Genomic DNA, 12,499 nt, shown 5'->3' with positions numbered 1-12,499 from the left:
TTATAGAATACAGAATGAAGCTAAAAAATGGGAAATTTAAAAATAAACAGTTCTAAATACCTATAAACCATCTGATATGTCCATAAATACGTAAAATATTAAAAAAAATTTAACGATACTATTCAATTTAACGACATTTTATACGACATATTAATTATAGATGTGTTTTAATAATTAGACACCTATGGTTCATACGGTACATAAGTCTCTACGAAAGCGACTGATAAACCAAGACCATGGTCGCATAAATTTCCTTTGGAGGGGATCACGGAATGATCTAGTTCACTGTACCAATGCAAACCTAAAGTTTCTTAATTTAAAGAAGATCAGGAGTGGAATTTAGTGAAATCATTAAGTTGGAAAAGCATGTCGTTTTTCTCCAAAAATTTGTTACTCTCATTTACTAATATCGTTATCATCGGGGTAGCACTTATCGCAAGCAGTTACTATTTTCAAAAAACAGTTCTTGTTGATCAACTGCATGGACAGGTGGAGCAAATTACCAAGAAGTGGGCTGAAGATATCAATCCTGCCGAGGTACAAGCTGCTATTACGGAAGGTAGCTATGATGGAGCAACACAAACGAAATTACGAGCGTATTTCGATGAAATGCAAGAATATTATCCTAACATTGCACAAGCCTACATCTTCGGTGTTGAGCTCGGTGGCGATAACAAGAGATTAACTTCCCTTGTAGCGATGCCGACCAACCTAAGAGAGGCTTTTCAAAGTGAGAACGTAAATATTGGTGACATGTATGAGCAGCCAGTCGTTGTAGCCAATGCACTGAAAGAAATGCTTAATACGGATCGCCCAACATTCACAACATTTTATTCTGATGATTTCGGTACATGGACAACCATTGCATATCCTATCAAAGACAGCAACGGTAAGATTTTCTCATATTTTGCCGTTGATGCAGATGCATCAGCCGTACCCGCGGGACTGAACTCCTTGCTCAAAAACGGAATTATCATCCTTGTGGCCTTCTTGCTGTTATTCCTGATTATCCAATACCTTGTAGTTAAAAACACACTTTCCCCTATCCGTCACTTGATCAAAGGAATTGATGACGTCAGTCGGGGTAATTTGAATGTCAACATTCCGACAGGCAAAGACGATCTGGGACTCGTTAACGAGAAGTTCAACACCATGGTTCGCAAAATCAACGATACTATCGTAAAAGTGCAAATCACATCTCAAGAAGTAAATCAGTCTGCCAAAGAGCTATATGAAGTTTCCGAGCGCAACAGTGAGAATGCAGATTCTATTAATAATAATGTGACTCAAATTACTTCCAACATTCGTTCACAGGAACAGGCAACCCGGGATAGTGCACGTGCCATGTCCGAGATGGCTACCGTAATCCAGACGATTGCCAGCAGCTCGGCAAGTGTAGCGGATGAAGCCTATGAGATGGAACGTCGTTCGCAACAAGGTAACAGCGTTGTCCGTCAGGTATCTGAACAGATGAATCTGATTACGGAATCGGTTAAGAATACCGCTTCTGCCATTGAGGTTCTGGAGAGTCGTTCACAGGAAATCGGCGATATTCTCAATATTATCTCGGGAATCTCCAGCCAGACCAACTTGCTTGCTCTTAATGCATCCATTGAAGCAGCTCGTGTTGGTGAAGAAGGAAGAGGATTTGCAGTTGTTGCAGGTGAAGTACGCAAACTTGCCGAGCAGTCTGAACAAGCAACCAGCCAGGTTGGCGTGTTGATCCAAGAGATTCAAGCTGGAATTAAACAAGCTGTACGTGCTATGGAACAAGGTACTTCAGAAGTAGATACAGGGCTCAGCGTAGCCGATCAAACAGGACAACTGTTCGAAGATATTTTAGAAGCAGCGAAAAAGGTATCTAATCAGATTCAGGAAGTATCAAGCGCGACGGAAGAAATCTCTGCGGGTACGGAGGAAATGACCGCTACAGCAGACGACTTGTCTTCAAGCGTAAGTAAAACAGCAAACAGCAGTGAACAGATTTCCTCATCTGTTGATGAGCAAAAAGCATCTTTGATTACACTGGTAGACTCCTCCACACGTCTTAACAGCATGTCTGAGGAACTCCAAGAATTGATCTCTCATTTCAATGTAAGCAAACAATAATTCAAATCCAAAACATTCGGTTTGAACCAAGGAGGAATAACTGAAGTGATTGAAAACCAAGCATCTTTTTCCCATTCCACGGAATCTAGCTTGCCAGTTCTGCAGATTCCACTGGATTTTGGGCGACGTCAACAATCATTCTCTTATCAGTCTGCTCAAATCACATTACATGCTTCTCTGAGCCGTGAACTTAAACAGAAGTATGGAGAACAGATGGTGTACCCGGTACTCCTCTCAGCTTATGCAGCCTTGTTATTCCGATTGTCAGCTGAACAGGAACTTGCCATAGGTATACTTTCCCCAGATCAGGCAGCTTCCTATCTTTCATTACAGATTCAGGGAAAATTGACCTTCAGCCAACTATGTCATGAGGTGTCAGAGCAGCTCAAGATTGAATACACGTTGCAAAACGGTGGATACCCTGAAACGTTTTTTATGCTGAATAGTGTGCAGTTGCCTCAAGCTCCTCAAATATTAAACTGGAACGTTCGAGATGATCAGAACATGCTCATTCTCGATCTGTTCTATGATAGTTCACTGTTGAAAGAGTCTACCGTGCTGAGATATGCAGAATATTATCAGACTCTTCTACTCGCCCTAGTGCGTGACGGTGAAAAAGCAATCGGTACGGTAGATATTCTTTCCGCCTCAGATCGATTGCTTTACCGTGAAATGAACGATACTTCTGTTCTCGAACCAGAGAACCAAACGGTTCATGGCTGGTTCGAAGCAACGGCAGCGGCATATCCGGATTCACCGGCGATAACATCGCCATCCAAAAGTTATACGTACAGGGAATTGAATGAACGAGCTAATCAGGTTGCACGTGTTCTGTTATCCAATGGATTGCAGAAAGGTGAATTCGTCAGTATCTTTATGGATCGAAGTCTGGAGACCATCATCTCTCTGCTTGGTATTCTGAAAGCAGGTGGTGCATATGTTCCGATCGACCCTGAGCATCCACAAGAACGTAACAGTTATATCGTGGAAGATACGGCGTCCTCATTCGTGCTGACAACGGAGGCTTCTTATGCCCAAGCTTCCAGCTTGTTCTCCAGTATAGCTACGGTCCGTCAGATTCTCGCTGTGGATGGTCGTTTAGCCGGATTTGCAGCAAGTAATCCCAATCTGGATATTCAGCCAGATGATCTTGCGTATATTATCTATACGTCAGGGTCGACCGGTAAACCCAAAGGTGCACTGATTGCCCACCGGGGTGTAACCAATCTTGGCAGTGTGGTTCAGCGTGATTGTGACATTCAACCAGGTGATGTATTAACCCAGTTTGCCACATACAGCTTTGATGCATCCGTGTGGGATACCATTGGCGCCTTGTTCTATGGAGCAGAATTATATCTGTTGTCTGCGGAAGAACGTGTATCCGTTGAAGAGTTCGCAAGTGCAATTGAACGGACAGGAACAACCATCATTACGATACTGCCTACGATTTTCTTCAATCAGCTTGCTTCCTACTTATCCGATGAAGGTTTCCACAAGCTGGCCAAAGTCAGAATCATTACTGTAGCCGGAGAAGCGTTATATGGTGAACAAGTTCGTGCCTTCCAGCGTAAATTTGGAAACCAGATTGATATTGTTAATGTGTACGGACCTACCGAATGTACAGTAGCCACAACTACTCACCGCATCAGTGAGCAGGTTCCCGAACATGTGGTGAACATCCCTATCGGTAAACCGATTCATAACTATAAAGTATACATTGTAAATGAAGAACAACAGCTCTGTCCGGCAGGTGTACCTGGTGAGGTATATATCGCTACCCCTGCACTGGCCAAAGGTTATCTGAATCAGCCAGAACGTACAGAGCAAGCATTCATTGAGAACCCGTTTGCGATAGGTGAGAAAATCTACAAATCTGGCGATATTGCCAAATTGCTGGATTCCGGTTTGCTTGAATATGTTGGCCGCAGTGACTCACAGCTAAAAATTCGTGGTCACCGGATTGAGATCGGGGAGATTGAAGATCACTTTGCACGGCTTGATCAGATCCAGAACGTTGCCGTCATTCCGAAGAAAGAATCCGACGGACAAAATATGCTGGTTGGTTACTTTACATCGAAAGATGGCAGTACGCTCTCTGTTTCGGACATCAAGGCAGAACTGGCGGAGAAACTTCCTTCTTATTTTGTACCGAAGTGGATCTGTCAGCTGGATGAAATGCCGATTGCACCGACTGGGAAAATCAATCGCAAAGCGATGGTATCCCTGCCTCATGTGGAACGACATGAAGATCGTCCTGACCGAGTCATGCCTGAGACGGAGACGGAATCCATTATCCTGGACGCATGGAAAGAAATCCTTCAGCATGATGACTTCGGTGTCGAAGACAGCTTCTTCAATATCGGTGGGGATTCACTCCGGGTCATTCATGTACTGGTCATTTTGAAGCCACATTATCCGCAACTGAAAATTGCCGATTTCTTTGCCGAGAAAACAGTCCGCGCTCTCGCTCGTCGTGTAGAAGTATTGTCCCTCAGTGCAGCAGAAGTTACGGATTCAGTGGTGACCGATGGTATGATTACACAATTATCCGAACACCCTGTGGAGCTAACATCCCAGTTGGGGTATCCGCTCATTCGTGAACCTGAGCATGTGTTACTGACCGGAGCAACTGGTTATCTGGGCTCTCATGTGCTGCAACAGTTAATTCTGAATTCCAGTACACGAATCTACACCCTTGTTCGTCGACCATCCAATGGAATAACTGCAATGGAACGTTTGGCTAACGTACTGGAAGGTTATTTCGGCAAACAACTGACTGACCAGCTCTCCACTCGTGTGGAGATTATTGAAGGGGATCTCGAACAACCTAATCTCGGTCTATCCGCTGAACAAACGGCATATGTACAAGATCGAATTGACCGTGTTATCCACTGCGCTGCAGACGTACGTCATTTCGGAGATGCCGATCAGTTCGCCAAAACAAACGTGGAAGGAACGGTCGCATTGTTAGACTTGATTCGCAGCAAACCAGGTGCCTCCTTCCACCATGTATCCACGATGGGTATTCCGGAAGATCTGGCACTCAGCGGACAATGGGAATCTTCCCTGCAATATGATCGGTTCCCGGCTGACTTGCATGTGGACAACCTGTATTCGGACAGCAAGCTTGAAGCCGAGAAAGTGCTCATGATTGCCGCTGAGCAAGGTGTACCTGTCAGCATCTATCGTGCAGGTAACCTCACTTGCCACTCTGAGACTGGACGCTTCCAGTCCAATATTGACAGCAACGCCTTCTATCGTATGATCAAAGCGATGTTATTGCTCGGCAAGGCTCCTGCGGCAGACTGGATGGTTGATTTCACACCGATTAACTATGCAAGTGAAGCGATCGTTCATCTGGCCTTACGTCAGGATACCGCCGGTCGTGTATTCCACATCTGTAATCCGGAGCCTATCCGCTATGATGAGCTGATCCGTTCTGTGAATCGGGCTGGTTACGAAGTCGAGACGCTACCATTCGCGGATTACACACGCTGGTTGTTCGATGCAAGCATCAGCAAGGAGCCGGAAGCTCTTCAGTTGGCTATTGCACAGCTTGAAGGCGACGGTGCGAAGGATTCAGCATATGTCTATGCTTGCCCTGTCACAACGGCTTATGTGGAGCCTGCCGGAATCTCATGTGCGAGAACAGATGATCGCTTCATCTCCGCCATGTTGGACTACGCCGTTCAGATTGGATATTTCCCGTCTGCAATCCGCCACCATAACGGCACTTCTACAGCAATGGAGTAAGTTCACACTATCACGAAGAGAAGCCATCTATCGTCATTCACTGACGATAAGATGGCTTCTTTACTTCGCATTTTTGGATCATTCTTTTAGACCCATCGGATAATTGCAATAATGGCGAGATGCGCAGGATAGAAATAGCGCCACACCCAACGTGGCCCCTTCATACGGAATCCCGCTTGGTAATACTGAGCAATAGCAATGCCGGCGGTTGCGAGCACACTATACATTTGCACAGAGCTGTTATGCAGCAGAAGATATAGTGCATTTAACAAGACATGTGCCACGACAAGTACAGGACCCTGGAAATAGCGGAATAACAGAACCAATAACAACCCGTACATCCCGTAATCCATTTGGCTAATTTCCATGAACCAACCTGCTCCAATTACAATCGGAATCCCCAATAGTTTGGATGGCAATTTATCAATAACGAATAATACCAACAGGGCTGACCATAATGTCCATACCACGTTCAGAGAATAATGATTAAACGCAGCCATAAACGGCACCTGTGATATGATCGCGATCCAGAACAGCCGCCATATGTATTTTTGTACGTCTCGTGTATGTTTATAACCGATATATACTGCAAATGCATAGATTGGAAAAGCGATACGACCTATGATCCTCAACTCTATAATATGTGGAAAAAAGACAGCTCCTATATGATCAATTAACATCGTGATCATGGCAATCCACTGCATCATGTTGCGACTCCCCCCCTTGTTCCCGACGACACGAGTCTGCCATTCATTTATATAGGCTTATATATTGCGCCTTTTGGAGCATCCCTTTATACATTAAGTTCATAATACATGAATTTGGTATCCTGTGCATATCCTTCGGATTCATATAAAGCTTGGGCTTGCTTGTTACTTAACTCAGTTGAGAGTGATATACGAAGAACTCCACGCTCAGATGCCAATTGCTTGGCTACTTGCAAGAGCTTCCTCGCAATGCCTTGCTGACGATAATTCGGATGCACATATAGATCATTAAGCACCCAAACAGGCCCCATCGATACCGAACTGAAACTGGGATATAACTGAACGAATCCAGTACAAATTAAGCCATCCGAGAGTGGCTTTTCTGCTACCAAAATCACCGATTCATGGCGTTCCATTCGTTCTCTAATATACTGACGTGCTGCCTCAATGGCAGCATTTTGGTTGTAGAACATCCTGTACTCATTGAACATTTGTCCCACTTCGTTACAATCTGAAAGACCCGCTTGTCTGATTCGATGCTGCATTTCACTCAACTCCTCTGGGATGGAGACCATCGTCTCATCGTTTGTATTTCTTCAATTGTAAAACAGTCCCCTCCCTTTCCCCATTCATCATCTGTATCAATGTTTGTAGTATCCAGAACTTTTCTCTAGAGATACCGAACATTCATCGTTCGGAGTATATTTCAGTCGAAGCGTTGCACACTATAGTATCGCTCATAGCGGACAGGCAACCGAACCATTCATTGATTTAGGAGGAAGGGATCTATGAAAGAAAGCATTCTGATACAGGTGCAATCACGTCTAGTCGGCGTGGCAGATATGATCTATCAGCCTCTTCAGATCGGTCCGCTCCATTGCACTTTGCTCTATATTCAATCTATTGTCGATACACAGATCATGCGTGAAGCTATTGTCAAGCCTTTGCTTGAGGAGGCTGCACGGAACGAGGTCGGTCCCGATTTCATTACGCAAGTCGTGAGCGGAACCTTTTTTTCTCTTGAAAACGAGCACAGGGATTCAGCGGAAACGTTGGTAGATGATATCGTAACCGGTAACGCAGCACTCTATATCGAAGGCATGTCTGGCATGATCATTTTTTCAATTCAAAATTATCAGAAGCGCTCCGTACCTGAATCAACAAATGAAGTCGTCGTCGTTGGCCCCCAGGAAGCATTTATCGAAGATATTAATGTAAATATGTCTCTGCTGCGACACAAAATCAAACATCCCGATTTTAAAATGATCAAATTTACCATCGGCAAATATACCAAAACCGAAGTTTTTGTTATTTACATTCAAGGATTATGCAAACCTGAGATTTTGGAAAATGTATTAACCAGTCTGGGTGAGATTGATATGGACAGCAGTCTCGGGGTCAGCTATCTATCAGAGTTTCTGGAAGACCATCCGCTTTCTCCATTTCCACAGTATCAATATACCGAAAGACCAGATACCGTTGCAGCTGCTCTCGTAGAAGGACGAATCGGGGTCATGCAGGATGGAACACCCTTCTCCCTGCTTATTCCAGTCACATTTTTCTCTTTGATGCAGTCGTCCGAGGACTATTATCAGCGGTTCCATTCGGCTTCATTTATCCGAATTATCCGTTTGCTGTTTGCCGTCATTGCTTTCCTGCTGCCCTCCGTATATGTAGCAGTTACTACATTTCATCCCGAGATCATTCCAACCAATCTGCTCATTACAATTGCCTCCGCGAGAGAGAACATTCCTTTTCCGGCATTAATTGAAGCCTTCATTATGGAGATTACCTTCGAAGGATTACGTGAAGCCGGAATACGTATTCCCAAGCCGCTTGGACAGACGGTTTCTATTATTGGCGGTATTGTCATTGGACAAGCTGCTGTACAGGCAGGTATAGTCTCTGCCCCTTTGGTTATTGTGGTGTCCATTACAGGCATTGCAGCCTTTATTATTCCGCATTTCGAGTTAGGTCTGGCCTTCCGACTGCTCCGCTTTCCTGTTCTGTTGATGGGTGGAACACTGGGCCTATTCGGTGTAGTCATTTCTATCTATCTGTTGTACTGGTATATGGTCAGCATGCGTTCATTTGGTGTTCCGTACATGCAGCCTTTTGCCCCACTCGTCCTGCGTGATTTTAAGGATACGTTTATTCGGGTACCTTGGTTCTTGATGAAAAAACGAACCAAAGCCTATGCGACCGATAATGAAAGGAGGCAGGATACATCATAATATTTCGAAAGTCTCCCCTTCCACTTATGGTCGTCATTATTTGTTGTCTGTTATGTACCGGATGCTGGTCGAAAGTCGAGATTAATGAGCGCACCTTTATTACGGCCATGTACGTGGACAAAGCAGATACTCCTGGAGAGATCGAGGTCACCCTTAGCATGCCGCTCCCCAATCGTCTTTCTCCCGAAGGTGGTGGTACAGGCAAAGATCCCTATGCAGCGGTTTCGGCAACTGCACCGACAATTGCCGATGCGATAGAGCGTATCCAGACAGACTTGACACGTAAAATATCCTGGGGACATACGCGAGTGATTGTCTTTGGCCAAGCTTATGCACGTGAGGGGATTGAAGACACGATGGAATGGATTGCACGTCAGCCCCTTTTCCACCTGAGTAGCTACGTAATGGTTGCGAATGGCAGAGCCAAGGACGTTTCTGATCTGACTCCGGTGTTCGAAGAAACGCCGAGTGACGTGCTTCGGGAATTCTCCACCGAGGAAAACCTGCTAAAAACCCAGGTGTTAAGCATATTTACATCCGATAAAATGAATCAGGGATTTGCCTCATCGATGTTAGGCAGCAAACAAACCAACATGGTCAGTGAAGAGGGAGAATCCAAAAAGTGGGTCAGTCAAATCGGTGGCTCCATATTCAGTCAGATGCGGATGGTTGGAACACTCTCACCGGATGAAGCACGCGCTGTTGCCTGGGCAGGACAAAACCTGGATTCGATGACCATTTCGGTTAGAACCAAAAAACAAAAAGCAAGCATGAAGTTATACCGCATGCATTCGGATATACATGTAAAGCTCCAGAATGGTGAACCACATTTTGTAATCAATTTGTCGGGCAAAGCGGAGTTGAATTCGGTCATTCCTGTACTAAAGGCCGAAGATATTGTTGGGATTAAGGACATTGAACAAGCTGCTAATGAAAAAGTGAGTGCTCATCTTACTCAGGCCATTCAAACCGCGAAACACCAAGGCTCCGACATACTCATGCTTGGATATCGGCTCGAATGGAGATATCCGAAGGTATGGAAGAAGCTGCGGCCTACATGGATCAACTATGTAAAGAATGATCTTCAGTTTACTGTCAACACAAATATCAACATTCAGTTTGTTGGCTCGGAGTCAAGCTTCTAGCTTGCACGGGAATGGATTTTTAAGGAGGTTACATACGTGTTAGCCGTTTTAGTATTTGCGGGACTGTATTTACTGGATTGGTCATCTGTAAAAACAAGCAAAAAAACAATCAGACGTGCCTATTTCATACTGCTCGGCCTATTTCTCGTATGGAACACGCTCGCTGTAAGCTGGTCAGCATGGCCTAATCCCAATGATGTAATCCAGTTGGTCTTTGGCTGGGCTGATCACATGATTAAGAAAGGAGATTAACCATGAACCATCTGACTGCGGGGCAGGGTTACCGCTTCATGTTTGTTTACCTGTATTCCGAACCCATTGCCTTTCTTCTGCAACGTTTATTCAAAATGAGTGGCTATCAGGGATGGTTATCCACGATCGGCGGATTTTTAATCAGTCTGATTTTTCTGTTCTTTACATACCGTTTGGGTTCCATTAACCCCGACAAACCCTGGATTTCCTATGGAGAAGATATCGTGGGCAAGGTTGTGCATCGCTTTTATATCGGGTTAATTGTAATGTTGTGTATCTACTTGTTGTCCATTGATGTGGAGAATTTCATTATCTTCCTGCAATCGATGTATCTGCCACAGACTCCGATATGGTTAACATCAACCCTCACTTTGCTGTGCATCTGCCTGACTGCGCGTTCAGGATTGGTTACCATTGTATTTATGTCGGAAGGTATTTTTCTGGTACAGCTTCTCACTTCCGGCTTACTTATTCCGGCGGTTGGGGGTGGGGGTAATCCTGGCATACTGCTTGCGATGGCAACCCATCATGATCTGGGTGAGATCATGATGGGTTCTTTGTCCACCATGCCATGGTTCTCCGAATGGATGTTTTTCCTCTTCCTCGCACCGGTCGTTGCTTTCAGGCGTCCTATGCTGAAAAGCATGTTATTTGCCGGCATCACCGTTGTTATATTCATCGTTGTATTCTGGATATTCATCTTGATGAATTTTGGTCCGTATGTTGCCGCCGGGCTTCGCTATCCTTTACTTGAGATGGTACGCTTTGCGCGATACGGAGATTTTCTGGATAATCTGGACCCTGTTCTGATCGCAATTTGGTCAACAACGATGTTCACCCGCAGCTCATTTCTGTTGTATGTCGCTTCCGTCTGTCTCTCCAAACTCAGCGGGATCAGGCAGCAAAAATCTGTTGTGTATCTAATTGGGGGAACGGCTGCTGCCATTGTCCTTCAATATGCCAGAGATGCCGCCTCTTACGAGTTGGCTATCCGCTCTTACGCCGTACCTTTGTACACGGTACTTATCGAATCCATGCCCATTCTGTACGTTCTGGTATACTGGCTCCGCAATGGTAAAAATAAAAAGGCGACCAGAGCATCCACTGCTCCGTCGCCGTAATTATTCAGTTCGATTCAGCATTCTGCTGTTCCTGACCAGGATCAGCATCGGGGAAAATGACACCTTTCTTCAAAATCAGATTGGCATATTGCGCTCGCTCACCAGTTGCAACAATCACATAGGCATTCGAAGCACGTTTATAAAAATCAAATCGCTCTTCATGATCAAAAGCATCCGTTATGCCTTCATATTCTTCAATCAACCGGCGATAGTCTTCCCATATGATCGGGATCACCTGGTCCCCTTCCACAACCTGCATGACAGCAGCGGGACGCTCAGCATAGGTGTCCAGTGGATATAATTGCAGGATGGCATCCAGCAATTCAACGACTCCCAGTGCATCACAGCGTACCAGTCGCTTGGCATGACTGGCTGCGGGGAAATTGCCATCCGCCAGAACCAACTCGTCTCCATGGCCCATTTCGGACATGATTTTGAGTAACTCTGGAGGTAGTATTGCGGGTATATTCTTTAGCATGCACAGCTCTCCTTGGTCATCTCCAACATTTGTTAGAGCAAATTGGTTTTCTACATTTTTCAGAGCACTCTAGACATCGATTCCATAAAAGCGGTTTCATTACTATTCTAACAGTATTTTCAGATCATTGCACAGCGTACCCGTACGTTCAATATGAGAATATTTCATTTTGACAAAAATACTTGTTTAACATATAGTTGTTATAACAAGTAATTGATTGGGACATTTTATTAGGGAAGCGAGGTCTAGCAATCACATGGACTATACACTGGAACAATCTGTTGGATTCATGCTGGGTTTCACACATCGTAAAGCTGTAGCTTTACTTGCAACACGATTCAAACCTTATGATATTACGACAGAGCAATTTTCTGTTCTCTTTAATGTTGACCGCGGTGAAGGTGTGAATCAGAAGGAGCTCGCTGCACGTGTCTTCAAAGACCAACCCACCACTGCGCGGATTATTGATCTGCTTGAGAAAAAAGGCTGGGTAGAACGCCGGACCAGTGAACAGGATCGCAGAGCCTATCTGTTATATCTCACCACAGGAGGCAAAGCGTTAATTGATATCCTCGTTCCGATTGAAAGAGAAATGAATAAAGAACTTGCTGAAGGTATACCCGAAGACCAGATGGAAGCATTTAAACATACTCTTTCCCTCATTAACCGCAACTTGTAATGAATCACAACTCAGGGGGAA

The 12,499-nt window shown here is 44.8% G+C and carries 10 protein-coding genes; 7 read left to right on the top strand and 3 right to left on the bottom strand.

Features of this window, described 5'->3' with window-relative positions:
• The first annotated feature begins 366 nt into the window (after nucleotides 1–366).
• Entirely contained in the window at nucleotides 367–2,109 is a 1,743-nt protein-coding gene (locus MHB43_RS11590) for a methyl-accepting chemotaxis protein (RefSeq protein ID WP_237176430.1), read from the top strand.
• A 45-nt stretch (nucleotides 2,110–2,154) separates the two neighbouring features.
• The gene (locus MHB43_RS11585) at nucleotides 2,155–5,862 is read left to right on the top strand and encodes an amino acid adenylation domain-containing protein (RefSeq protein WP_405132003.1); all 3,708 of its coding nucleotides are present in this window, start codon (nucleotides 2,155–2,157) and stop codon (nucleotides 5,860–5,862) included.
• 86 nt (nucleotides 5,863–5,948) lie between these two features.
• Here the strand turns inward: MHB43_RS11585 and MHB43_RS11580 are convergent, their stop codons facing one another.
• Together MHB43_RS11580 and MHB43_RS11575 are read right to left on the bottom strand one after the other, a co-directional pair.
• Nucleotides 5,949–6,569, bottom strand: coding sequence for a TraX family protein (locus tag MHB43_RS11580; RefSeq protein WP_237176010.1), 621 nt, complete (start codon nucleotides 6,567–6,569; stop codon nucleotides 5,949–5,951).
• A gap of 86 nt (nucleotides 6,570–6,655) precedes the next feature.
• A complete protein-coding gene (locus MHB43_RS11575; RefSeq protein ID WP_339183950.1) occupies nucleotides 6,656–7,114 on the bottom strand; it encodes a GNAT family N-acetyltransferase in 459 nt (152 codons plus the stop codon).
• A gap of 243 nt (nucleotides 7,115–7,357) precedes the next feature.
• Here MHB43_RS11575 and MHB43_RS11570 point away from each other — a divergent pair, with 243 nt between their 5' ends.
• From MHB43_RS11570 to MHB43_RS11555, 4 genes are read left to right on the top strand one after another with little or no spacing between them, the layout of a single operon-like run.
• Complete coding sequence (locus tag MHB43_RS11570; protein WP_405132002.1) at nucleotides 7,358–8,803, top strand: spore germination protein; 1,446 nt, start codon at nucleotides 7,358–7,360, stop codon at nucleotides 8,801–8,803.
• 26 nt (nucleotides 8,804–8,829) lie between these two features.
• Nucleotides 8,830–9,948 carry a Ger(x)C family spore germination protein gene (locus tag MHB43_RS11565; RefSeq protein WP_405132001.1) on the top strand — a complete coding sequence of 373 codons (1,119 nt, stop codon included), beginning with the start codon at nucleotides 8,830–8,832 and terminating at the stop codon, nucleotides 9,946–9,948.
• A gap of 36 nt (nucleotides 9,949–9,984) precedes the next feature.
• Complete coding sequence (locus MHB43_RS11560) at nucleotides 9,985–10,200, top strand: hypothetical protein (RefSeq protein ID WP_221824272.1); 216 nt, start codon at nucleotides 9,985–9,987, stop codon at nucleotides 10,198–10,200.
• 2 nt (nucleotides 10,201–10,202) lie between these two features.
• Entirely contained in the window at nucleotides 10,203–11,321 is a 1,119-nt protein-coding gene (locus MHB43_RS11555; RefSeq protein WP_339183945.1) for a GerAB/ArcD/ProY family transporter, read from the top strand.
• Nucleotides 11,322–11,325: 4 nt separating this feature from the next.
• Here MHB43_RS11555 and MHB43_RS11550 read toward each other — a convergent pair whose 3' ends face one another.
• Nucleotides 11,326–11,799, bottom strand: coding sequence for an RbsD/FucU family protein (locus tag MHB43_RS11550; protein WP_405132000.1), 474 nt, complete (start codon nucleotides 11,797–11,799; stop codon nucleotides 11,326–11,328).
• A 256-nt stretch (nucleotides 11,800–12,055) separates the two neighbouring features.
• Between MHB43_RS11550 and MHB43_RS11545 the strand changes: the two genes are divergently transcribed.
• On the top strand, nucleotides 12,056–12,478 hold the full coding sequence (locus tag MHB43_RS11545) for a MarR family winged helix-turn-helix transcriptional regulator (RefSeq protein WP_405131999.1): 423 nt from the start codon (nucleotides 12,056–12,058) through the stop codon (nucleotides 12,476–12,478).
• The last annotated feature ends 21 nt before the right edge of the window (nucleotides 12,479–12,499 follow it).

Source organism: Paenibacillus sp. FSL H8-0317, from assembly GCF_045040685.1.
Classification (GTDB): Bacteria; Bacillota; Bacilli; order Paenibacillales; family Paenibacillaceae; genus Paenibacillus.
This window is presented reverse-complemented; position numbering and strand designations above follow the sequence as displayed.

Bases quoted from the DNA above. Each gene is read 5' to 3' on its own strand.
- MHB43_RS11570 (WP_405132002.1), top strand. From the start codon at position 7,358: ATGAAAGAAAGCATTCTGATACAGGTGCAATCACGTCTAGTCGGCGTG.
- MHB43_RS11580 (WP_237176010.1), bottom strand. From the start codon at position 6,569: ATGATGCAGTGGATTGCCATGATCACGATGTTAATTGATCATATAGGA.
- MHB43_RS11555 (WP_339183945.1), top strand. From the start codon at position 10,203: ATGAACCATCTGACTGCGGGGCAGGGTTACCGCTTCATGTTTGTTTAC.
- MHB43_RS11590 (WP_237176430.1), top strand. From the start codon at position 367: ATGTCGTTTTTCTCCAAAAATTTGTTACTCTCATTTACTAATATCGTT.
- MHB43_RS11545 (WP_405131999.1), top strand. From the start codon at position 12,056: ATGGACTATACACTGGAACAATCTGTTGGATTCATGCTGGGTTTCACA.
- MHB43_RS11565 (WP_405132001.1), top strand. From the start codon at position 8,830: ATGGTCGTCATTATTTGTTGTCTGTTATGTACCGGATGCTGGTCGAAA.
- MHB43_RS11550 (WP_405132000.1), bottom strand. From the start codon at position 11,799: ATGCTAAAGAATATACCCGCAATACTACCTCCAGAGTTACTCAAAATC.
- MHB43_RS11575 (WP_339183950.1), bottom strand. From the start codon at position 7,114: ATGCAGCATCGAATCAGACAAGCGGGTCTTTCAGATTGTAACGAAGTG.